This is a genomic window from Aureispira anguillae (assembly GCF_026000115.1).
GTDB classification, from domain to species: domain Bacteria; phylum Bacteroidota; class Bacteroidia; order Chitinophagales; family Saprospiraceae; genus Aureispira; species Aureispira anguillae.
On record NZ_AP026867.1, the window covers coordinates 3,850,302 to 3,872,925 of the forward strand.

20 protein-coding genes are annotated in these 22,624 nt (G+C 35.7%); 4 read left to right on the plus strand and 16 right to left on the minus strand.

Going from position 1 to position 22,624, the window contains the following annotated elements:
- Positions 1 to 22: 22 nt before the first annotated feature.
- The 3 genes from AsAng_RS15055 to AsAng_RS15065 all read right to left on the minus strand — a co-directional run bounded on the left by AsAng_RS15055 (position 23) and on the right by AsAng_RS15065 (position 4,073).
- Positions 23 to 883: a FecR family protein gene (locus AsAng_RS15055; protein ID WP_264787916.1), complete on the minus strand. Its 861-nt coding sequence runs from the start codon at positions 881 to 883 to the stop codon at positions 23 to 25.
- Between the two features lie 12 nt (positions 884 to 895).
- On the minus strand, positions 896 to 1,417 hold the full coding sequence (locus tag AsAng_RS15060) for an RNA polymerase sigma factor (protein ID WP_264787917.1): 522 nt from the start codon (positions 1,415 to 1,417) through the stop codon (positions 896 to 898).
- 424 nt (positions 1,418 to 1,841) lie between these two features.
- Positions 1,842 to 4,073, minus strand: a complete 2,232-nt coding sequence (locus tag AsAng_RS15065; protein WP_264787918.1) for a prolyl oligopeptidase family serine peptidase — start codon at positions 4,071 to 4,073, stop codon at positions 1,842 to 1,844.
- 200 nt (positions 4,074 to 4,273) lie between these two features.
- On the opposite strand from AsAng_RS15065, the gene AsAng_RS15070 reads away from it, so the two are divergent.
- The 4 genes from AsAng_RS15070 to AsAng_RS15085 all read left to right on the plus strand — a co-directional run bounded on the left by AsAng_RS15070 (position 4,274) and on the right by AsAng_RS15085 (position 8,537).
- Entirely contained in the window at positions 4,274 to 5,185 is a 912-nt protein-coding gene (locus AsAng_RS15070) for a hypothetical protein (protein ID WP_264787919.1), read from the plus strand.
- Between the two features lie 255 nt (positions 5,186 to 5,440).
- The gene (rfbC, locus tag AsAng_RS15075; protein ID WP_264787920.1) at positions 5,441 to 5,995 is read left to right on the plus strand and encodes a dTDP-4-dehydrorhamnose 3,5-epimerase; all 555 of its coding nucleotides are present in this window, start codon (positions 5,441 to 5,443) and stop codon (positions 5,993 to 5,995) included.
- A gap of 54 nt (positions 5,996 to 6,049) precedes the next feature.
- Positions 6,050 to 6,901, plus strand: a complete 852-nt coding sequence (gene rfbD, locus AsAng_RS15080; protein WP_264787921.1) for a dTDP-4-dehydrorhamnose reductase — start codon at positions 6,050 to 6,052, stop codon at positions 6,899 to 6,901.
- Positions 6,902 to 7,193: 292 nt separating this feature from the next.
- The gene (locus tag AsAng_RS15085) at positions 7,194 to 8,537 is read left to right on the plus strand and encodes a hypothetical protein (RefSeq protein ID WP_264787922.1); all 1,344 of its coding nucleotides are present in this window, start codon (positions 7,194 to 7,196) and stop codon (positions 8,535 to 8,537) included.
- A 65-nt stretch (positions 8,538 to 8,602) separates the two neighbouring features.
- Here the strand turns inward: AsAng_RS15085 and AsAng_RS15090 are convergent, their stop codons facing one another.
- The 13 genes from AsAng_RS15090 to AsAng_RS15150 all read right to left on the minus strand — a co-directional run bounded on the left by AsAng_RS15090 (position 8,603) and on the right by AsAng_RS15150 (position 22,514).
- Positions 8,603 to 9,820, minus strand: a complete 1,218-nt coding sequence (locus tag AsAng_RS15090; RefSeq protein WP_264787923.1) for a leucine-rich repeat domain-containing protein — start codon at positions 9,818 to 9,820, stop codon at positions 8,603 to 8,605.
- Complete coding sequence (locus AsAng_RS15095) at positions 9,810 to 11,087, minus strand: leucine-rich repeat domain-containing protein (RefSeq protein WP_264787924.1); 1,278 nt, start codon at positions 11,085 to 11,087, stop codon at positions 9,810 to 9,812. The genes AsAng_RS15090 and AsAng_RS15095 overlap by 11 nt, the downstream gene beginning before the upstream one ends.
- Positions 11,088 to 11,175: 88 nt before the next feature.
- Entirely contained in the window at positions 11,176 to 13,641 is a 2,466-nt protein-coding gene (locus AsAng_RS15100) for a C2 family cysteine protease (protein ID WP_264787925.1), read from the minus strand.
- Positions 13,642 to 13,681: 40 nt separating this feature from the next.
- The gene (locus tag AsAng_RS15105) at positions 13,682 to 14,059 is read right to left on the minus strand and encodes a TerB family tellurite resistance protein (RefSeq protein ID WP_264787926.1); all 378 of its coding nucleotides are present in this window, start codon (positions 14,057 to 14,059) and stop codon (positions 13,682 to 13,684) included.
- Positions 14,060 to 14,154: 95 nt separating this feature from the next.
- Entirely contained in the window at positions 14,155 to 15,288 is a 1,134-nt protein-coding gene (locus AsAng_RS15110; RefSeq protein ID WP_264787927.1) for a glycosyltransferase, read from the minus strand.
- A complete protein-coding gene (locus AsAng_RS15115; RefSeq protein WP_264787928.1) occupies positions 15,285 to 15,755 on the minus strand; it encodes an RDD family protein in 471 nt (156 codons plus the stop codon). Before AsAng_RS15115 ends, AsAng_RS15110 begins: the two co-directional genes overlap by 4 nt.
- Before the next feature lie 34 nt (positions 15,756 to 15,789).
- A complete protein-coding gene (locus AsAng_RS15120) occupies positions 15,790 to 16,749 on the minus strand; it encodes a glycosyltransferase family 2 protein (protein ID WP_264787929.1) in 960 nt (319 codons plus the stop codon).
- A gap of 60 nt (positions 16,750 to 16,809) precedes the next feature.
- Positions 16,810 to 17,367 carry a DUF4199 domain-containing protein gene (locus AsAng_RS15125; RefSeq protein ID WP_264787930.1) on the minus strand — a complete coding sequence of 186 codons (558 nt, stop codon included), beginning with the start codon at positions 17,365 to 17,367 and terminating at the stop codon, positions 16,810 to 16,812.
- Between the two features lie 172 nt (positions 17,368 to 17,539).
- Positions 17,540 to 18,118, minus strand: coding sequence for a DUF4199 domain-containing protein (locus tag AsAng_RS15130; RefSeq protein ID WP_264787931.1), 579 nt, complete (start codon positions 18,116 to 18,118; stop codon positions 17,540 to 17,542).
- Positions 18,119 to 18,121: 3 nt separating this feature from the next.
- Positions 18,122 to 18,652: a GNAT family N-acetyltransferase gene (locus AsAng_RS15135; protein WP_264787932.1), complete on the minus strand. Its 531-nt coding sequence runs from the start codon at positions 18,650 to 18,652 to the stop codon at positions 18,122 to 18,124.
- 162 nt (positions 18,653 to 18,814) lie between these two features.
- Complete coding sequence (locus AsAng_RS15140) at positions 18,815 to 19,159, minus strand: hypothetical protein (RefSeq protein ID WP_264787933.1); 345 nt, start codon at positions 19,157 to 19,159, stop codon at positions 18,815 to 18,817.
- 15 nt (positions 19,160 to 19,174) lie between these two features.
- Positions 19,175 to 20,824, minus strand: coding sequence for a S41 family peptidase (locus AsAng_RS15145; protein WP_264787934.1), 1,650 nt, complete (start codon positions 20,822 to 20,824; stop codon positions 19,175 to 19,177).
- Positions 20,825 to 20,879: 55 nt separating this feature from the next.
- Positions 20,880 to 22,514: a S41 family peptidase gene (locus tag AsAng_RS15150; protein ID WP_264787935.1), complete on the minus strand. Its 1,635-nt coding sequence runs from the start codon at positions 22,512 to 22,514 to the stop codon at positions 20,880 to 20,882.
- Between the last annotated feature and the right edge of the window lie 110 nt (positions 22,515 to 22,624).

Sequence of the window (22,624 nt, forward strand, 5' to 3'; positions counted from 1 at the left end):
CTTTTAATCTAAGTCCACGATTTTAAGAATTGATTTCTACATTGTATAAATTCTCCTGCACCTTAATAAAAGAAAAACCAAAATTAGCACCGATCATTTCCAAGGCAGTGTCTATATTTTCTGTTTTGTCAAAAAATCCTCCATACATCAAATCAGGACTAACGACCCCTTCATAATTAATCTTAGCATCATATTGTCGTTCTAATTCTTCTAACACTCGAACCAAATTAACATTATCAAAAAGGAATTTATTGTTGAGCCAACCAATGCTTATCGTCGCATCTATAGCCGTTTGTTTTTTCAGAACATCCTTTTGTAAGAGTCCCAATTCACTAGGTGTCAAGATAAGAGACTGATCGTCTTTAGTGGTGTGTACACCAACTTTCCCTGTTTTACAAAAGACAACATAAGCCGTATCCCTTGCATAAATATTAAAACTAGTTCCTAATACTTCTGTGTATCCCAATTCTGAAGCCACAATAAAACTACTCCCCTTTTCTACTTCAAAAAATGCCTCTCCCTCTAACGATACCTGACGTTGGAAAGACCACCAATAAGGCGCAAAACTAATCGTGGATGCTGCATTTAATTGTACAGTAGAATTATCAGGCAAAGTATACGCCAAATGCCTTCCCCTTTCACAGGTTATTGTTGTGGTATAAAAACGCATAAAAGCGACGCTAAATGTCATTATCAAAACTGCTGCCACCGCTATTCTTGTCCAAATAAGCGGCACAATTTTACGAGGTGGTATCGCTTCTATTTTTTTTGTCATTTCATCCCAAACCGCTTTTTTATCTCGATTATAAGGAATCTCTAAATTTTCGAAAAACTTCAGTTGTTCTTCCAATTCAGATGACGATTCATGTTTATGATCTTTCATTAATGGTTGGTTTTATAAGACAATAAAATAAGTACATATAATAAGTAGGATTAACTGAAGTTCTATTCTAAGTTTGCCCAAAGCCTTGCTCATTCTCTTCTCTACAGCCTTAACACTTATGGTTAGGCACTCTGCGATTTCTTTATACGTTAGTCCATTCATTCTGTTCATCAAAAAAACAGCTCGTTGTTTTTCGGGCAGATTAGCAAGTGCTTTTTCATATCCTTTTTTTAATTCTTCATACTCTATATCATCATCCACCCTTATGGACTTAAAAGTCAAAGGTAAGGATTGTAAGTAATCATTTTGTAATTTTACCCTCCTAGTATAGGATATAAATAAATCTCCTGCCATTTTGTACAATAAGCCCTTCGTTCGTCCTTGCTCATATTTGATATTTTTCTCCCAGACTCGTAAAAATACATCTTGCGCCAAATCAGTTGCCAATTCGGTATTCCCTGATCGATAATAAAGATAGTTTCGTATTGCATCAAAATGCTGATCAAAACATTCTTGAAATTCTTTCTTTGTCAAATGTCGTATATTTTATAGCCAACGTGGTGTGTAACAACAATTTGGTACAGTGTGTTTTAGGTTAATACTCCGCTGCTTTTATAGCTTTGGCTACAAGCATGCCCAGTTAGTACGCTAACGTTTATGCGCCAGTATAGCTGGGTTCGGGTTTCTAGCGGAGTAATGTTCGGTATAATTATAGTTTATAACACACTCATTCCATTTAGATTTCCTAATTTAACTAAAAACTACTAATACACCGCATAAAAAAAAGGATACCCTACCTAAAAGAAAGAAAAAGGAATATTTTATTTTCTTAACGCAATGAAACTAATTCTATTATAATACAATCCTTATTTTAGGAACAAAGCCCTTTTCAAATATAAAAAGGTTGTTAGAAAAACTCTAACAACCTTTTTTACATTATTTTTTATTCCAAAATAGGCTACCATTTCATTCCTAAATTAAACATCAAAAAGGCAATTTTATCCGTTTCTTCTTCAATGACTTTTGCGACAGGTTTACCTGCCCCATGCCCTGCTTTTTGATCTATACGAATAATAACAGGTAGATGTCCTGTGTTATTGGCTTGAAGTGCAGCCCCAAATTTAAAAGAGTGCCCAGGTACAACACGGTCATCATGATCTGCCGTCATTACCATAGTAGCAGGGTATGCGGTTGCTCGGACATTATGAACGGGTGAATACTTTAATAAATTTTTGTACTGAGTAGAATCATCGCTTCGACCATAATCTGAAGCCCAAAAATGCCCAATGGTAAATTTGTGATAACGCATCATATCCAATACCCCTACAATTGGCAAAGCAGCACGATACAAATCAGGACGCTGTGTCATACAAGCCCCCACCAAAAGACCACCATTCGAACGTCCCTCTATGGCTAATTTTTTGGGCGAAGTATATTGTTGAGCAATCAGATACTCCCCTGCTGCAATAAAATCATCAAATACATTTTGTTTATTGAGTTGTGTTCCTGCTTCGTGCCACTCTTGTCCCATTTCTCCGCCACCTCTAATATTGGCTACTGCAAAAATTCCCCCCTTCTCTAAAAAAGGCAAACGCTTTAAGGCAAAAGAAGGCAAAATACTGATGTTAAAACCTCCATAACCATACAATAACGTAGGATTGTTGCCATCCTTTTTCAAACCCTTTTTATAAACAATACTAATTGGGATCGAGGTACCATCTTTGGATTGATAATGCGTGTATTCAATCTCATAGTCCGAAGGATTAAATTTCACATTAGGACGCTTCCACACCTCTGATTTTAGGGTTTTGACATTCACCTTACAAATGGTAGAAGGCAAGGTAAAAGAAGACATGGTAAAATATCCTTCTGCATCGCCTTTTTTGCCTGTGACACCCCCCAAGGTAACTGGAGCTGTTTTGCTAATAATGTCTGGTATTTCGACATCCCCAACATAATTCCCACTCAATTCAAACACAGATAATACATTGGTAATTTCTTTGGTATAACGAGCCACTAAACGCCCTCCCCTAACTTGTACGCTATTAAGGGTGGCATTTTTCTTTTGAGGAATAATTACTTTCCAGTTTTTAGCAGTAGGCTGGTTCAAATCAATTTCAATAACCTGATACTTGGGCGCTTGGTAATTGGTCAACACCAATAATTTATCTCCAACATTGTCAATTACCCAAAAATCATGTTCAAAATCCTCTACTAATGGAGCAAAACTTGCCGTTGAATTGGCTGCCTTTTTGAAATAAAGAGCATTGCCACTTGTTGATTCTGTAACACTCAACAACCAAATACTCTCATCTTCAGTAACCGATACGCCATAATTTCTATTGGGCTGTGTACGATCGGCAAAGATTAATTCATCCTTATCCTGTGTCGTTCCTACCTTGTGGTAATATACTTGATGAAATTGGTTTTTCTGGGTAAATTTATCTGCTCCACTATTGTCTCCATAACGACTATAAAAGAAACCATCCTTGTACCAAGAAAGTCCTGAATAACGCAACCATTCTACTTTGTCAGACAATGTTTTTCCTGTGATCGCATCCTTTAGATAAACGGTTCCCCAATCAGATCCAGACTCAGAAGTTCGGTAAGCAGCAAACTTTCCATCCTTCGAAAAGTTTAGACCACTCAATGAGATCGTACCATCCTCCGAAAAAGTATTGGGGTCTAAGAACACCTCTGGTTTGCCATCCCAAGTTTCTTTTTTGTAAACGACAGCTTGACTTTGTAGACCATCATTTTTATAAAAATAGAGTTTACCACCTTCCTTAAAAGGAGCCGTTTCTCTTTCGTAATTGTACAGTTCCTCTAAGCGACTGGCGATAGCACCACGATATTCTATCGCATCTAAATAGACTCTTGCTAAATCGCTTTGCTCCCTTACCCATTTATTAATTTCCTTGTCTGGTTCTTCCGTAACAGCATCCTCTAACCAACGATACGGGTCCTGTACCTTAGTACCAAAATAGTCGTCTTCTACATTTCCTGTTTTGGTAATGGGGTATTTCATTTTTATTTTATCAGGATGTTTTAAATTATTGACAATAGCAGCGCCATTAGCAGAAGATGAAAGCTTAGATTTATGGTCAGCATTATCTACTTTGTTTTTTTTGTCCTTATTACAAGCTACAACAGACAAAAACAAACTAAACATCAATACTTTATATTTCATATTTATCTTTAATTTAGGTGTATAAATACCTTTTTATAATTGTTCAAAGTGTATTTTTGGCAAAGGTCTTGCAACAATTTAATAGTTATTCGTTAATAAGACAAAAATAAGTATGTAATTTTGTGAGCGAATGCATGAGCCTATTGGAAGAATGCCAATAACTATTCTCAAAAGAATTCTATAATTTACTGACTAACTATATGAATCCATTATTTTTTATTTTCGGAGCTTTGATAATCGCTCAATTTTCTTTTGAGCATTCAAGTTCTGAACAGCAACTCAAAACAACATTTTTTACGCCTTCTGTAATCCAGCAAGACAGTACTACTCCTCCTAAAAAAAATGGCGTTGTTAAGATCAAAGAACTAGGTGCTCCTGCCTCTCAAAAAACAACTAAAAAGAAAAACAATACCAAGGCGAAGGCCAATAACAAAAGTCAAAAAAAAGTAGCCCATACGGCTTCTAATCCCAAAAAGAAAGAAAGCTCTACTTCTTCAAAAAACACCACACCCAAAAAGAAAAAAAATAAGCCTAAGAAAACGCTTTCCTTAGAAGAAGAAATCAAAATACTAGCTAAAACAAATGGCTCAGATGCTCCCGATAAAGTGCATCCTAACAGTCAAGAAAATTGCAATTTTGCCTTCGATATTACGGATGAATTTACAGGAGTTCAAAAACGAGGGTTAACCGCTCGTCCATTCTTTTCTTATACCCCTGACGAGTATCGAAAATTCATCAAAGAGGGCGATTTTATTCGTTGTGAAGGATTCTTAAGCCAAAGTTCTAGCGGCGATATGGCGCTCAATATCAACCTTTATGTCTCTAGTAGAGATGCTAAACATAAATTTGGAGGAATAAAGCCCAACTCGGCTATGGTTCTTCAGCCAATGAATGGAAAAAACTTTTATTTAATGACTTATCAAGGAGCCCAACCTCAAGTAGTTGACAACATGACCTATTACCAATGTAGTTTTGCTATTAATAAGTCGGATTTGAAGAATTTAAAAAAAGCCGAAATTGATCAGGTAAAAATCAGTTTTCAAAAAGGTTTTCAAACCTATGATGTTTTTTATTTAGATTTTATGATCGACCAATTCCCTTGCTTTGAATAAACCTATTTAACAGCTACTTAAAAATCTTTTTTTTATTCATATCTAATATTCAAAACGCCTATTTATGTTCCCCAAATTTTGGAGATAAAAATTGAGATTATATTATTCTTTCAATAGCACTTGGCTGTTGATCTTATTTGTTTATTTTTACGGTTAGAATCAAGTATTATTCTTTAATTGAAGCCAAATAAATTATGCTCCATAATTATATCCTTAGTGCTTCAGCTATACTACAAATCTATCAATCATCAAACTATGGCATTTATTGAAACTGATTTTCCAGGTCTTATTGTTTTTGAACCTAGAATTTTTGGAGATCACAGGGGTTATTTTTATGAAAGCTTTAATGCAAACAGCTTTAAAGAAGCAGGAATTGATGCTGTATTTGTTCAAGATAACCAAGCCCGTTCTACCTATGGAGTTTTGAGAGGGCTACATTATCAATTGGGAGAACATGCACAAGCCAAACTAGTTCGTGTTATTGAAGGCTCTGTTTTGGATGTAGTTGTTGATTTAAGAGAGGGTTCCCCTACTTATGGAAAATCATATAGCATTGAATTAAGTGCAGAAAACAAAAAACAGCTTTTTGTTCCTAGAGGTTTTGCTCACGGGTATGTCGTACTTTCTGAAACCGCAGAATTCTTTTATAAATGCGATAACTTTTATCATAAAGAAAGTGAAGGAGGACTCATTTATAACGACCCACAATTGGCTATTGATTGGAAAATAGATCTCGAAAAGGCACAACTATCAGAAAAGGATTTAGTGTTGCCTGTTTTGGGAGAACATCGAGGCAGCTTTACCTTTTAGTCATTCCTAATAATTAAGTAGAATTGAGTTATTAAAAATTGATACCATCATCTTATGAAGATTCTAGTAACTGGTGCAAATGGGCAAGTAGGAAGCGAATTACAAGCTTTGGCAACCCAATACCCTATATTTTCTTTCGTTTTTGTTGACAAAGATCAACTCGACATTTGTGATGCTGCTTTGGTCGCTGCTTTTTTCGAACAAACAGCTTTTGACTATTGTATTAATTGTGCTGCTTATACCGCTGTTGACAAAGCAGAATCGGATGAAGCTATGGCAGAATTGATCAATGTTGCTGGAAGCAAAAATCTAGCACTCGCTTGCCAAAAACATCAAGTAAGGTTCGTCCAAATATCAACCGATTATGTCTATCATAACAGTCAAAATACGCCTTTCAAAGAAGAGGATCTTACCAGTCCTCAAAGCGTTTATGGCAAAACTAAATTGGCAGGGGAAATTGTCGCTTTAGACAACAACCCAGAAACCTTAGTCATTCGCACCTCTTGGGTTTATTCTTCTTTTGGTAACAATTTTGTAAAAACGATGCTGCGTTTGGGTAGAGATCGAGATCAATTAACGGTTATTTTTGATCAAATCGGTAGCCCTACTTATGCTAGGGATTTGGCTAAAGCCATCCTAGATATTATACAACAACAACCTTCCAATTTTAGGGGAATTTATCATTATAGCAATGAGGGAGTTTGTTCTTGGTATGATTTTGCCACTGCCATTTTTGAATTAGAAGCAGTAGACTGTTCGGTTAGTCCTATAGAAACCAAAGATTATCCTACGCCTGCTCAACGCCCTCCATTTAGTCTCTTAAATAAGCACAAAATTAAGGACACGTTTGGTTTGCAGATTCCTTACTGGAGAGATAGCCTAAAAGACTGTTTAGCACTTCTTTAAAGATTCTATAGATTTAAATTATCTATCTTTATCTTTTTTCTTATCTTAAAGGAGGTTTAGTGCATTAAACTGCAAAATAGTTGCAATCTATTTTGGTATCGTTCACTTTGTTGGTGGGCTTGGCAAACACAGCTTACTTGTTTTAGCAATCAAAACAAAGACAGAACACAAAATACTCGCTTAGGCACTACACAGTCGTAGCTCATTCGTTTTTGAAAAAGCTAGTGATTGAACTAATGACACAACTAAAGGGTAAAAAATCCCCATTTTATTCATCACAACTATTTTTACCATGGCAACCAATAACCCTAATATACAACAGCGCTCTACACAACAGCAACCTATTATATTTCAACAAGTTTCTCCTTCATCATTGCAAGTTTCCAAAAGCAAAAAAAATATTCCTGTAAAATCCTTAAGTTGGAGTAAGTCGTCTGAGACACCCTTTCAGACACAAGGAAGAACAGTAGATATAGAGGCCCAAGCCAAAGCTTTGTTCACAGAGGTAAAAGAAAATTTATCCAACCTCCGTCAATTGCACAATGCCCTAATGACGGCTGAATACTTAAACATTCACTACAAAAGCAAACACAAGAATAAAACTGAAGAATATCAAAAACTACTCAATAGCATTAATGAACTTAGCCGTAACGATGTTGACCAAAAGACCATCAAAGAATTAAAAATCATCTCAGATGCATTGACCTTTGACAGAGCTAATATTGATGCTATTTTTCCAAAAATTATTGCATTCTACAATTCCATCTACTTGGATAATTCAATGGAAAATAAAGTGAAGCAAATTGGGTATGAAGATTTTCATGCAGATGCGCTAGCAGCACTAAACCAAATGAATGCATTGGAGAGTGTTTTAGAAGAAGAAAACAAAGAAACAACAGATGGGAAAATGACCATTCAAAGAGCCATTCAAATTATTAATACTGCCAATGACATGCAAGAAAATGTACAACGCATTCTTGCCCTAAAGGCGCAGAGTTTGGAGCGGGCTAAAAAAACAACTATCAACGTTTTAACAGGAGTAGCTACCACGATTCTTTCGTTTGGAATTTTGGTTTTTATCCTGTACAAGCAAGGGGTTGAATGGGAAACAGTTCGTGACTATCCTATTATTGGTATTCCTTTAGGGATTGGAATTTGGAGTTTTATTGGAAGTTTTGCCGCTATGTTAACCCAATTCTATAAAAAACCTGTTTACGATTTTGGAAACACGCTCAAATGGGTGATTATTCGCCCTGTATTGGGGGTAGTGATGGGAGCAGCTATTTATCTTGCGCTTTTTAGTTTGGTACTCACAGGAAAGAATCAAAATGAATTATTGCCTTTATTGGTTGCCTTTTTTGTAGGTTATAGCGATACGTTTACCTTTGACATTCTTAATAGTACACAACGTGTCATTGCTAACTTATTTAGCAATCCTTCTGAGGATAGCATCAAAAATAATCCTGCGCAACCCGTTTATGTTGTAGCACCCAATAATACTCAAGCAACTCCTGTGGTTCCGAGTGCTACCGCTACTACTACCAATACTAACTCTGCTGCTATTACTACAGCAGATAATATACCTACGCCTATGGATGACAATCACCTCTTGGGTCTAAATGAAGATGAAAAATAAGAAGGTAAATTTATACTTAGCAATAGCGCTTTGGAGGTCTCCAAAGCGCTATTTTTTTGTTAGGATTATAAGATAACAATCTCGCAATTGGGCAAATGCTTTTTTATCTGTGCTCTAATTTTTTGTTGATCTTCTGAAAGCACTATTTTTTTTAAATTTTTTAAGGTTTTAAAACCTTCTGGTAAGTCTTTGATTCTAGAACCTTTAAGGTTTAAATATTCCAACTGTTGTAAATCGCCAATATTGAGTGGTAATGCTTCAAAAGAAGCATTGTTTAAATCAAGAGATTTTAAGTGGTGGAGTTTGCCTACAGCTTTAGATAATTTTAGTCCTCCAAGATGGCTTAAATTCAAAGACTCTAAATATTCCAATTTCTCTAGGCTTCTAGGAATGATATAGATATGTGTATGACTTAAATCTAAGTATTTTAATTGCTCAAAGCCTTGAATGTTGTCGGGAAGTGTTTCAATTGCATTATGACTCAAATCTAAAGACTCCAGTTGCTTTAATTTCCCCAAATGCATTGGAAAAGTTATCAAAGCATTGTTGCTGAGATTTAGTGTTTTTAACTCCTTTAATGCCACAGGGTCTAAGCCCTTTACAAAAGCATCTGTGTATAAATTTCCTTGCAACTCTAAGCTTTTTAATTGGGTAAGTTGGTTAATTTCTTGTGGAAAAGCTTCTAAATCTTTATCAAAAATAGCTTGTATGTATTGCATGTGTTCAGGAGTTCTGGGGAAATGGATGGCTTTACTATTCCAACTACTCCTATCTTTTAATAGTTGAATATAATTAATATCCTTAGACAAGGTAGTTGCCTTGGATGCAGCTATGCTACTGAGTTGTTGAGAACGATTGGTATCCAAATATTCCTGATAAGCATAAGCTTCTTCTTTAGCCAATCTTTCTACATAATTAATATCCCAAATTGGAGCAGTTGTAGCCATTTGATGCAGCCCATTATTGGCCAAGGAAAGCTCCCTAAGATGGGTTAGCTTTCCTAAAAAAGAAGGCACTTTGCAAAGTTTATTGTTGCTTAAATCTAGGCGTTTTAATTTTTTTAAAGTGCTTAGTTTATCAGGGAACACTTCTATACTTGTTCCTGAAATGCTTAACTGTTTTAATTCTTTTTGTGCAAAAACTATTTCAGGAACAACATGCACTTCCTTCCCCTCTAAGATATAGGATTGAGGGGCACAACTACTCAGCCCCAATAAAACAGCACAATAAAAGGATAAAAGAAAGTTTCTTTTTTTCTTAATAATTAACTCTTTACATTTCATGTATTTGACAATTAGGTAAATATTCTTTTATTTGTCTCTTTATAGCTGAATTATGCCTAGAAATAGTTATCTTTTTTAAGTTCTGCAACTTTTTAATACTCTTAGGCAATTCTTTCAACCACCAAACATCACCAATATCCAAATATTCTAGCCGTTTGAGTTGACCAATACTCTTTGGCAATTTTCGAAGCCTTGTATACCTAAGATTAAGTGTTCTTAATTCCTTTAGTTCTCCAATCCATTCTGGCAATTCCTCTATTCTTGTAAAAGCAATATGTAGGTTTCTTAATTTTTTAAGTTTGGTTAATGTTTGGGGTAAATTTCTAATTAAAGTGTAAGCAAGATTTAAATTTTTTAAATTTTCAAGCTTTGCAAAATACTCTGGTAGGGTATCTATTTCTGTATGATGTGCAAAAAATACTTCTAAACTTTTAAGATCACCTATACATTCAGGAATAAACTGAATAGGATTATAACTCAAATATAATTCCTCCAAATTATTTAACTGATCCATATACTGAGGGAATGAACCAGCATATATTTTATTACTAGTTAAATCTAGCTTTTTTAAGGACTGGAGCTCTGCTAAGTGACTGGGAAAAGAATTAAGTTGATTGTTCTTTAAGCTAAGATTTGTCAAATTTTTTAAAGCACTAGTATTTAGATTTAGTGCTAAAGCGTCTGTTAGTTCTGTACTTCTTAAGGTTAGTTTTTTTAGCTTCTTTAGTTGATTAATTTCTTTGGGCAAAGAATTTAAGGTTTTGTTATCAATAGAAAGTTCTTGCAAATGTTCTAATTTCCACAAAGAAGATTTTTTATCTAAGAGAAGCATCTGACCGCTTAAATGCAATTCTTTTAATTGAGGCAGCTGACGTAAAAAAGAAGGGATTGTACGCAATCTTCCCTCCTTTAAAGTTAAACATTCCAATCCTTTTAAATTAGCTATAGAGGTAGGTAAAGTATCCAACTTATTATATTGTAAAGATAAGTTTTTAAGTTTCGTCAACTTCCCTATTTCATTGGGTAAATAAATTAACCTAGAGTTTCCGTCTATATCAAGTGTTTCAAGCTCTTGCAAAACGCCTATGTTAGGTGATAATGAATCTATTTCTGTTCCATTAATAGTTAATTCTTTTAAATTTTTTTTTGCAAAAACAGAATCAGGAATAATTGTAATATGCTGCCCTTCTAGGCTAAGTAGTTTTGGAGCACAACTGCACCAGCTAAATGCAATAACAACAAAGAATGGGAATATTTTTTTCAGCATCTTAAGACAGGTAATTTTTAAATTTTCAAGAAAAAATTATAAAAGAATAGCTCTCAGGGTATCCCAAGAGCTATTTTTTATCAAAATTTTAAGGAGTAATAATAATACTATCAAAGTATTTTTTCAATTGCTCACGATCAATTTTAATCTCTACACCACCAGTCTTTTTTAGCTCAGAATCATTGTGCGGATTTTTTAAAACAAAAATTTCTGCTCCTGTTCCATTGTTTTGAATTTCTTTTAAAGAATAGGCATGGTTTTGATAAAGCCGAATCTTCTTTTTATCAAATTCGTATAAGATATAGCCTTCTCCAGAGGCAGGTTTAACCTTTTTCAGTTCTTTGTCCTCTTCTACTTTTGCATCTGCCACCAAAGTGCTTTTGGTACCAAACTGAGCTACAGGAACCTTTTGGGTATGGTTATAAATTTGCACCAGTTCATTAATCGGTTTTTCAATACCACCAGACAGTTGATGATAATTGATCTTTTCGCCTGTCAAAATTTGAATTCCCCTTAAGTCAATCTCTTTTTTGCCGCCTGTTATTTCACTATAAGAACCTTCTAGTTGTGCCAATGCTTTTTCCAATAGCTGAGGCCACATTTCTTTATCTTTGCTTCGCTGTGTAAAGACCTGAGATTGTTTGGGTGATTCAGAAATAGACGCATTTCTTTTAGTGACCTTTTTGGTTACAAAACTTGGATCAACCTGTATATTTACCCGCTTAGGAATGCCTCTTTCATCAGGCACATAAAGTTTTACGGTATATTCCCCATCTTTATTGGGTCCTTGAATAATCGAATCTTCTCCTCCATAAATCTTTTCGGGTGAAGATGCTGCTAAAGAAGTTACTGCTGACAAGAAATAACAATCTCCCAAACCACCTTGATCTACATCTTCAGGATTAATTCCTTTTTTGTCTACTAAAGTAGTGTGTTCACTATGTTTATAGGTTGTTGTCAAATTTCCTTTTGTCGTATTTTTTCCTGTTTTGTCTCTAAACAAAGGATCATAGGCCTTGATAGAAGGAGCTGCACCAGAAATATCAATTACTCCAAAATCTTTTTTGATTCTATAAAAATCCCCTTTTTGATCCGTAACCGCCTTATAAAATGCATTGGCTTGCTTCAATAGCGCATCAATTCCCTTAAAAATAAAGGCATGAAATTTTAAGCTGTTCTTTGCTTCTAGAATATGGAGTTCTAGTTTTGCAGGCAATTCTTTTTTTGCCCTTTTGGCTGCCTTTTTTAATGTTTTGGCTTCCTCTGCCAATCCTTTATCTATTAATTTCCCACTATACCCTTTATACAAACTGTGGTAGGTTTCCAACAATTCGGTACAGGTAGTTTTGTAAGCAGTGTAAATACGATTTAACTCCTTCTGAATATCATCAATTGTATCTTTTTCTTTCTGAATAAGCTTAAAGGCATCTGTTCCATCAGGGCTTACCAGATCAGGATGATTGGTTTTAAGGATTACAAAATCTCGATCCAATTGAGTAATGGCGTATATTTTCGTCAACAAAGTTCCCCCAATCGGACTCTTTTGTTCAATGATTCCTTTTGCAGCAAGGTAATTACCTTTTGCTATTTCCTGTTCTTCATTAATTTTATCAATTTTGCCCTTTACTATCTTTAAATTTGTCTTTAGAGGAGCCAAGAAAGTGGCTTCAAATTTATTAGGAAATTCCCATCGCTCTAAATAGTCAAGGTTCAACTTTGCGGTACTTCCCTTTGCCCAAACTACTTTTTTATGTCCTCCAAAATGGGCTTGCTCTAAGGCATCAGAACTAAGTTTCATTAAACCAGCAAGAATGTCTTTGTGTGCAAAATTTTGATACAAATTTTGAAGGGCTTCCAATTTTTTAATCAAGCTTTCCAGTTTATGCATAACAGGACTAAGTTGGTCCATGGTTTTGAACCTATCGGGCTGTAACTCTCCATCTGTAGCATACTCCCAAGCCTCTTTTCGTAGTACGTTATCCTCTTTTATCCCATTTAGAAAATCCAATACGGCTTGTCCTTCAGGGCTAATTCCTTTTACAGTCAAAGTCTTGCTTAACTGATCTTTTAGCTTTCCATAACTAATTTCAATTTTTACAGCAACCTCACCACTCAAAAAATCGGTCGGCCATGCTGCTTCACATTTGTACCCCAAACATACATAACTTGCACTCTCCCAGTCTTGGACTTCACTTATTGTCCCTTCTACTTTCTGAGTTCCAAAAGTAAAAACAGCTTTGGTTTTTATTTTCGTTCTATCAAATCCACTCTCAGGAAAAGCCCCCCAAAATCGTATATCAAAAGGTGAGTTTATTGTATTCCATTTATCCTCACTTCGCCATTTTAAATGCAAAGGGGTATTCGTAAGCTTTGTTTTCTGAGTTTTGAGTATGGTAACAATCGTTTCAAGAGTATCCTCTAATTGTTCCTTTTTAGCGACAACATCTGGTTGTTGCTCCAAAATAGCTTCCTTAGCATAATAAGTGTCCAGCCATTTTTTTATAGTTTGAGCAATTACAGTTAATTCATCACAAGCTTTATTGGAAAGGTTCATCTCTTATAATTAATGGGGTTTGTAAACTTATCGTCGTTATTTAGCCTAGCTTCTCTATATCATTTCTAAAGCGTTCTGTTAGGGTATGCACAAAGGTATTGATTACTTTTTGTTCATTTTCGTCAATTCCCTCGCTTGCCTTAGCCATCGCATCCATCACATCCAACATATTTTGATATTCAGCTTGTGGACCTACATACGTGCAATAATCCAATACTTTGGCATAGACCTCTTCTACAGAAGATTGTTTCTTGCGTTCGTATTCAAAAGACCATTTAATATCTGCTGCCCAAGGATGAGTAGCCAAGACTTTTTCTAAAGCAGAGATTTCAGATTCTTGGATCAAACCATCTGCCATCGCAACCACATACAATAATTCGCCAAATGCTTCGTATAATTTTTCTTGATTGTCTTTCATTTTATCTGAGTTTATAGAGTAGTCTTTGACTAGCTCCTATTTTTATTTTTGAGTATTTAGAGTATGTTCAAATTTTGTTAAGGATAAACATGCCCTTAACTTTTAATCAAATTCTTGATCCCATCGAGTAAATTTGACCAAGAGAAATCTTTTTTTCGTTCCCGTACTTGTTCTCGAAAAGAAGCAGCTCGTTGATTGGTATAAAAATCAACAATTGCATCCGCTACCTCTTTAGGAGCTTTGGGCGTGACCACATAACCTACCTTTCCATCTTCTACTACTTCTGGCAAGCCCCCAACTTTGGTGACCAACATAGGCACTTCAAAATGATAAGCTAACTGAGAAATGCCACTTTGAGTGGCTGTTCGATAAGGTTGAACAACAATATCCGCAGCGCCAAAATAAGCCCCTACTTTATCCTTAGGAATAAAGTCTGTTCGTAGAACCAATAAGTCCTGAAGTTTATTTTTCTGTATAATGTCTTCATAAAATGCCTGATTGTCGTAATATTCTCCTGCAACAATTAGCTGTACTCCCAATGCTCGAATTCGAGGATCTGCCATTGCTTCCAACAAAATATCCAAGCCCTTATATTTCCGAATAAATCCAAAAAACAACATATAAGGCTGATCTACTGACAAATCCAATCGCTTACAAGCTTCTTTTTTGTTCCAGTGAGCACCATAACTATCATAAATAGGATGCGGAATATACGCCACAGCTTGCTGGGGAGTAATAAATTGTTGCAACTCCTGTTCTACCGAACGAGACATCACCACAAAAGCATCCACAGGTTTTACAAAATAAGTCGCAAAAGCCTTATCTCCTATCCTTTTCTCATGAGGAATGATATTGTCAATAATGGATACAATTTTAGTGTGCTTATTTTTTTTTATTTGCCTCAAAATAGTCCCCAAACAAGGCCCCATAAAAGGCAACCAAAAACGACAAATAACCAAATCAGGTTTCAGTTGACGTATTTTTTTCCCAATTGATAGCCAATTGAATGGATTAACAGAATTGATGGCTACATCTATAGATAAATCCGTAGGGATAGGTGCCTCAGAATATTGCGTTTTGCCAGGAAATAAAAAGTTGGGATACTGCAAACTAAAAGTAACCATTTCTACCTCATCGCCTGTATGTATAAATTCCCTTGCTATGCGTTCATTAAATTCTGCTAATCCACCACGCAATGGGTGCGCTGGACCAATAATCACTACTTTCATTCTTTTCTATTTTCAACTACATAAGTATCTACAATAAGATCGTGCAACCCTTGCTTCTTGTTGGTAAATATAATCATTATAAAACCGATAAAACTGATTGCGTACGAAATAAATTTGGCTAAAAAGCGTCCCAAAGCCCGCAAAAAAGAAATGCGTTGCCCCTTACTACCAACAACTTTCATTGAAAACAATTGCTTGCCAATGGTTGCTTGATAAACACTAAATTCCCACAATGGAAAATAAAATAGAATGAGAACAAAAACAAAAACTTCTTCTAAAAAATGAATGATTATCGTTGGCAACAGCAGAGAAAGGAAACCAATAAGCGCAGAAAGGAGAGCGACTAAAAATGACAAAACAACAAAATCTGTGAAGGTAGCTGCCAAGCGTCGCCAAAAGCCCACATATACAAATGGTGGGCTTTTTTTATTTAAATAATTTAAATCATCTAATAATTCATTGCTCATTTTATTGCTCGATTGTTTCTACAATTTCGCTCTTTTATAACCCTAAAAATTCATCTACCCCATATTTATTTCTATTGGGTGCATTTCGGGCTACTAATTCTGCCAAAAAGCCCGCCAAAAACAACTGCGTTCCCATAATCATACAAGTAAGTGCAATGTAAAAATAAGGACTGTTCGTCACCAAGGGGGCAACCTTGCCCAAACTCACATAATACAACTTGTAAATACCAATTACCGCAGCGGAGAAAAAGCCCAACATAAAAAGAACTCCTCCCCACAGACCAAAGAGATGCATAGGACGCTTACCAAAACGCCCAACAAACATGATAGAAAGCAAGTCTAATGGTCCTCGAATAAAACGAGCAGAACCAAATTTAGTGGTGCCATGAATTCGTGCTTGATGCTTAACGGCCTTCTCACCTATTTTGGTAAATCCTGCATTGTTTGCAATAACAGGAATATAACGGTGCATTTCTCCATATACTTCAATATTCTTAACCACAGCTTTTCGATAAGCTTTTAGCCCACAATTAAAGCCATGCAACTGAATGCCAGACATTTTTCGAGTAGTCCAGTTGTAGATTTTGCTGGTATTATTCTTTATAAACGAATCAAAACGCTTTTTCTTCCATCCAGAAACCAAATCATAACCATCTTCTATGACCATTCGATACATTTCTGGAAGTTCATCGGGAGAATCTTGTAAATCGGCATCCATAGTAAATACCACATCTCCTGTCGCTGCTTTGAACCCTTCGTTTAACCCTGCTGATTTACCATAATTTCTACGAAACTTAATTCCCTTTATATTAGGGTTAAGTTGGGTCAAATTTTGGATAATGTCCCAAGAATTATCGGTACTTCCATCATCCACAAAGATTACTTCATACGAGAATTGATGCGCCTCCATTACTTTACGAATCCAAGCCTCTAATTCAGGCAATGACTCGCTTTCATTCAACAATGGAATTACAATTGATATATTTAGGCTCATAGCGTATTTTTTTATTTTACTTGACAAGGTACTTAGGTTGCAATCAACTTTTAGCACCTGTTATTCTTCTACTTTTCGGGCTAATAGAGCAACGGTAAGCGTAATCATTACTCCCCAGAAAAAACTATAGACAAAATTCGTTTGCACCTGCCCTTGAGTTGTAAACATATGCCCTGTATAATTTTTAATATTCAGATCCAACCCTCTCTGAATCGTATCCCTTGCCCCCTGAGTAACGGTGTCTCTTTTCCACGTTTCTGCAATGTATTTACGCATCATTTTGTCATAGTGCATGGTTCGGTATTCTTGCTCATAATCATGGGTATAAGATGGGTACATATATTCGCAGTACAGCCAAGTTCCCACAGCTATAAATATCGCCAAGATTCCCGTTGCTAACATCCCAACTCTAAACCCTTCGCTAAAACTAAGCCAGCCACTTTTAGCTGCTTTGGTGGCAACAATTGTTAACACAACAAAAATCACTAAAACTCCACGAAACAGCCAATCTGAAAGGGAAGAAAAATCAAGTTGAGCTTGATGCAGTAGATAAAGTCCTACCCAATAAGTAAGCCCTCCTATAATTGAAAGTTTTAATGCACGTTTTATTAAATCCATATTGATAATTACTCCTTCTTTAATTTATAGAGTTCTTTGACAAGTTTTGTGATAAGATATTAACAACTACGATCTATAAAACTATATGTGTCGTAACACTCACTACTGCAAAAGGTAATCTTTTTCTTTTAGTATTCTACAATACTTGTCATTGAACCATTTATATTTTATTTTAATAATCAGGTTGCTCTCTTTTAAAGAAAAGTGCTGTAAGAAAAGCAATAATAAAACCCAATATTAGTTCTAAGCCAATTCCCAAAACATCTTTCAAACTTGGTCCAAAATTACCTTCTTTGTATCGAGCAATTTTTTGTTGGATAATTTCTTCCGTATCTTTAGAAAAATCTTGATGTTCCATATATACTTCAACACTAGCATCCTTTACCAATTCTATCAAACTAGGGTCGTAATAATTGAACAAAAAGTAAATGAAAGCAAATTTCATAAAGTAGGCAATCACATAAGTTCTAAATCCTAATTGCAACAACTCTCCAAAAGGAGCAAAATCACTCACCTCATCATTTTCATCAGTTGTAGCAGTATCTTGTTCAACAAGTTCTTCTATCTTCTTAACGGATAACTTGGTTTGTCGTTCTTGTTGTACGCCATAAATAATCGCTCCTGCAAATAACAATAATGTTAATCGCTCATAACCATCTACCAACAACGTTGGATCAACAAGATACAATAAGGTGATAAACATCATTGCCAAAAAACCACTCATCAACCCCAGTCGTGTACTCTTAACCATTTTTTATGTTCTATTTCTATTGTCTGATAACCTTTTTTCAAAGCAAATAAAAGGATGTTTTATATTTGCGCCCAAATATATAGCTTCTTTAGCGCTTTGGTAGCCTAGTCGTTCATAAAATTTCAACAAGCTATGATTTATACTATAGGCATCTAATCGAATTAAGGGATAATTGTATTGACAAGCATAATCTTCTGCAAATTGCATGAGTTGCCGAGCATAACCTTTTTTTCGCTCAGTTATTGCTACAGCCAAACGATGCACAACTAAAATTTTGGAAGCTTGAAATTGCCAATTGACCGTCTTATATTGATCGGGTTGCTTTTCATCTAATACAATAACAGCAAGCAATTTATTACCCTCTATCAGACAATAAAGCTGCTTATCTTCAATATCTTTTTGTACCGATTCAACAGGTGGATAATCTGCGCCCCAATTATCAAAGCCCTTCTGCAACATATCTTGACCACAGGATTTATACAAAGCAACAATCGAATCCAATTGATTGGGTTCTGCTGTTTTTATCTCTATCATGTTTTAATTTGTATTGTTTTTGGTAGAAAAAAGTACTCGCATTGCACGTCTACTCATTATGGAGTAACTGCCAGTGCATAAGGAATTTGAATAATATAGGGAATGAAGAGTTTATCACCAACCAATTCAATAGCAACAACCTTGCTTTATCTTAAAACAAAACTAAGAGCCGATCAAATGGTCATAATTAGAACTTTCTTTTTTAGGACCTTTATAAAAAATGCGAACTAAAACCGTTATCATTAAACTATAAATCGTTGGTGACCAAAAACCAGCGACAAAAGCGGCCGTCCGATCTTCTAGAGGACCAGTCAAACCTATTCCCGTACCAATCGAGCAGGCGTAAATAAACAGAGCCAGCCCAAGACTAGCTCCGTATCCTATCTTATATTTATGAAATGCAATAAAAAGCAAAACAATTAAAAAAGCACCACCAAAACCAAGCACAAAAGCAGGTATACCATCCAAAAAACTAGGCGCATCTAATATATGTATCTCTCTATCCATTTAACCTTACTACTGCTATTTAACGGGTGCCAATATTTTTTCATACGTTGCCGAATTGGTCAATAGTTGTCGTGCTTGTTGAAGCTCAGCATCCAAATCGCTAGCTGTTTCTAAAGCTCCCCTTTCAAAATAATATCGAGCCACAATCAACCGCTGTAAGGTATTTAAAATTCGATCTTTTTGCTTCACCAATTCGCCCTGTCTTGAACTAGACAAAACCTCTTTGATGTCCTCCAATTCGTTATTTAAGGCCTCAGAGTAGGTTTCTTTTTTGGCACTTTTTTCTAAAGCAACCAATAATTTTTCTGCCTCTGTTTGATAAGTATATCCTTTTTGGTTCAAAAAGGTTAAAAAGTCTTCAAAATCTTGATCTGTCAACCTAAATTCGCTAGGTTTAGCAATTGTTTTATGTTTTAGTTGATAAGCTGTTGCAAAATCAAAAAGGTATAAGTTTTTTTGAAAGCTTTTCATAATTTTCAAAAAAGACAGGTTATCTACGACAACATCTGGATTGATTCCGCCTCCATCATAAACCAAACGCCCTCCCATTGTTTCATAAGGAGTACGGACAGAATCTACAATTTGTTTGGGTTTTCCATTTTTGTAGTGCAATGCTTGAATACAACGTCCACTTGGAATATAATAACGAGCCGTTGTCAATTTAATCTTGGCCCCAAAACTTAGATTTCTAGTATTCTGAACCAAGCCTTTCCCATAAGAACGCTGCCCAACAATAACCCCTCTATCCAAATCTTGAATAGCCCCAGCAACAATTTCCGAAGCAGAAGCAGAGCGTTTGTCAATTAATACACATACTGGAATTTCATTATCAACAGGATTATTTAAGGTACGAAATACCTGCTGCCCTTCCTTGTCCCGTCCTTTAATTTGAACAACCATAGAACCTTTATCAAGAAATACATTCGCCACATTGACCGCCTCTGTCAACAAACCTCCAGTATTGCCTCGCAAATCTAAAACAACCCCCTTTACCGTATTGGATTCTTTTAACTCAGTTAGTGCTTTAGCAACATTTTTGCCAGCATTTTCTGAAAAAGAATTGAGAACGATATAAGCCAAATCACCTTCTAGCATTCCATAATAAGGGGTATTATTTACCTTGATTTCTTCCCGTTTCAAAGTAAAAGCCAGAGGTTCACTGCTACCCGTTCTTGCTATTTTTATCGTAACACTAGAATTAGCTTGTCCCCTCATTTTATTACTAACCTCTTGCATAGAAGCTCCAATCACATTCTGCCCATCAATTTCTAGCATTTTATCGCCCACTTGCAAGCCAGCCCTTTGGGCAGGTCCTCCTTCATAAGGCAACGAGATAATAACATGATCTTCTCCCCTAATAATAGATGCCCCTACTCCGCCATATTTACCTGTAATTGTAGAACGAAATTGGGCAACTTCATCTGCTGGAATATAAGTTGTGTATGGATCAAGGCTATTCAACATTGCATTTACCCCCGTTTCCATCAAATACTCAGGATCAACCTCATCTACATAAAAGGTATTAAGTTCTCGATAAATATTGGAAAAAATTTCTAAATTTTTGGCAATTTCAAAGTCATTCAGCTCGGTAGAAATTCCCATTAAGCCCAACAAAACAATAAGCCCTATAGTCAATTTATTTTTTACTTTGTGCATCAATTTCATACTTCGATAGGTTATTATTCAATTAAAAGGTAGATAAAGCTCAGTCCTCAATTGGTTAAGGTTTTAGCAGTTTATCAAAACGTTCCTTATTGTTAAACAATTTAATTGCTTCAGCAACATCCTGATCTCGTGCCAAACGATTCTCAACTTGTCCAGTCATATAATAATAACGCCCCACAATTTCTTGTTCAAGTTGTTGTTTTACTTCTGTTTTATGCTTTTCAAAGCTAGCCTTTTTTTCTTTTTCAATTTTTAGACGAGCATTTTTAAACTGCTCTGCCAACTGCTGGTAAGTCCCTTCCTTTTTAGAACGTTTCTCTAACTTAGCAATTGCTTTTTCTGTTTTGGTAGTGTGCTCCATCCAACTTTTAGTTGCATATTTAACAAACTCCTCAAGCTCATCGTCTGTTAATTCAAATTCTTTGGCCGTTATAATTGAATCATATTCTTCTCTATAAATATTGGCATAATCAAAAATCACGTGATTCTTCATTAAGGCTTCTAACAAAACACTTTTTGGAGATTCTTCAATCTCATAGTCAGGTTCCAACCCTTTGCCATCGTATACCTTTCGACCATTTTTAGTTTCAAATTCTTGGCGAAGAGAATCGGCTACCTTTACGGGCACACCATCCTTATAATCCAACGCTTGAACACAACGCCCACTTGGAATATAGTATTTAGCAGTTGTTAATTTCACTTTAGAACTATACCCAATATCCTTTGTATTTTGTACAAGCCCCTTTCCAAAAGAATTGCGTCCCAACAAAACAGCTCGATCTAAATCTTGTAAAGCACCAGCTACAATTTCTGAAGCAGAAGCAGAACGCCCATTCATTAAGACAATTAGAGGAATGTCAATATCAATGGGTGCATTTAGTGTTTTAAAAGAGCGATCCCATTCTGGAATTTTAGCCTTGGTATAAACAATTTCATTGCCCTTATTTAGAAAGATATTGCAAATATTAACCGCCTCAATCAAAAAACCACCGCCATTATCTCTCAAATCCAAAATAACCTGTTTAGGATTGTATTCTTCTTGCAATGCTTGGAAAGCATCCTGAACATTTGCACCAGCTCTCTGAGAAAAAGTAGTCAAAACAATATACCCCGTTTCATCGTCTACCATCCCATAATAAGGCACATTTTTTTTGGTTACCTTGGTACGCTCTATGACCAACTCACGAACTTCGCCAGAAGAAGGGCGCATTACTTCAATACTCACCTTTGTTCCAGCCTTACCCTGCAATGTTTTGGAAACATCCTCAATGGCTCTCCCCTTTAGCTCTGTGCCATCAATTTTAAGCAAAACATCTCCAACCCTTAAGTGATGTTCTTCGGCAGGAGTATTTTCAACCAGTTCTTTAATGATAACTTGCTCCTTATTTTTCATCAATTCGACTCCAATGCCATCCCATCCACCTTTGACTCCCATGCGAACCTGCACCATCTGTGCTTCGGAAAAATAATTGGTATAAGGGTCCATATGTCCCAACATGGAATCAATCCCTATTCGCATCAACTGATTGGGGTCAGTTTCGTCTACATACTGATGGTTAATAATTCGGTAAGCTGCCGCAAAATTTTCCATGCTTTGGGAAATTTTTAGAAAGCGCCCACTAGTAGCAATAGCGATTGAACTACATAGAACAATAAACAACAACCATTTTGTTTGGAGATATTTTTTCATAAAACAATTCAATTATCTGTACTCTATTATATAAAGTTGCTTAAGTAACTCCTGAAATCTAACATTAGTGACTAATATAAACAAAAATAGTCCCTTTTGCGAAAGGGACT

Coding starts and splice junctions, on each gene's coding strand:
- AsAng_RS15120 (WP_264787929.1), bottom strand. CDS start 16,749: ATGAGCCTAAATATATCAATTGTAATTCCATTGTTGAATGAAAGCGAG.
- AsAng_RS15145 (WP_264787934.1), bottom strand. CDS start 20,824: ATGAAATTGATGCACAAAGTAAAAAATAAATTGACTATAGGGCTTATT.
- AsAng_RS15130 (WP_264787931.1), bottom strand. CDS start 18,118: ATGGTTAAGAGTACACGACTGGGGTTGATGAGTGGTTTTTTGGCAATG.
- rfbC (WP_264787920.1), top strand. CDS start 5,441: ATGGCATTTATTGAAACTGATTTTCCAGGTCTTATTGTTTTTGAACCT.
- AsAng_RS15150 (WP_264787935.1), bottom strand. CDS start 22,514: ATGAAAAAATATCTCCAAACAAAATGGTTGTTGTTTATTGTTCTATGT.
- rfbD (WP_264787921.1), top strand. CDS start 6,050: ATGAAGATTCTAGTAACTGGTGCAAATGGGCAAGTAGGAAGCGAATTA.
- AsAng_RS15110 (WP_264787927.1), bottom strand. CDS start 15,288: ATGAAAGTAGTGATTATTGGTCCAGCGCACCCATTGCGTGGTGGATTA.
- AsAng_RS15070 (WP_264787919.1), top strand. CDS start 4,274: ATGAATCCATTATTTTTTATTTTCGGAGCTTTGATAATCGCTCAATTT.
- AsAng_RS15135 (WP_264787932.1), bottom strand. CDS start 18,652: ATGATAGAGATAAAAACAGCAGAACCCAATCAATTGGATTCGATTGTT.
- AsAng_RS15085 (WP_264787922.1), top strand. CDS start 7,194: ATGGCAACCAATAACCCTAATATACAACAGCGCTCTACACAACAGCAA.
- AsAng_RS15115 (WP_264787928.1), bottom strand. CDS start 15,755: ATGAGCAATGAATTATTAGATGATTTAAATTATTTAAATAAAAAAAGC.
- AsAng_RS15125 (WP_264787930.1), bottom strand. CDS start 17,367: ATGGATTTAATAAAACGTGCATTAAAACTTTCAATTATAGGAGGGCTT.
- AsAng_RS15105 (WP_264787926.1), bottom strand. CDS start 14,059: ATGAAAGACAATCAAGAAAAATTATACGAAGCATTTGGCGAATTATTG.
- AsAng_RS15055 (WP_264787916.1), bottom strand. CDS start 883: ATGAAAGATCATAAACATGAATCGTCATCTGAATTGGAAGAACAACTG.
- AsAng_RS15065 (WP_264787918.1), bottom strand. CDS start 4,073: ATGAAATATAAAGTATTGATGTTTAGTTTGTTTTTGTCTGTTGTAGCT.
- AsAng_RS15100 (WP_264787925.1), bottom strand. CDS start 13,641: ATGAACCTTTCCAATAAAGCTTGTGATGAATTAACTGTAATTGCTCAA.
- AsAng_RS15140 (WP_264787933.1), bottom strand. CDS start 19,159: ATGGATAGAGAGATACATATATTAGATGCGCCTAGTTTTTTGGATGGT.
- AsAng_RS15090 (WP_264787923.1), bottom strand. CDS start 9,820: ATGAAATGTAAAGAGTTAATTATTAAGAAAAAAAGAAACTTTCTTTTA.
- AsAng_RS15095 (WP_264787924.1), bottom strand. CDS start 11,087: ATGCTGAAAAAAATATTCCCATTCTTTGTTGTTATTGCATTTAGCTGG.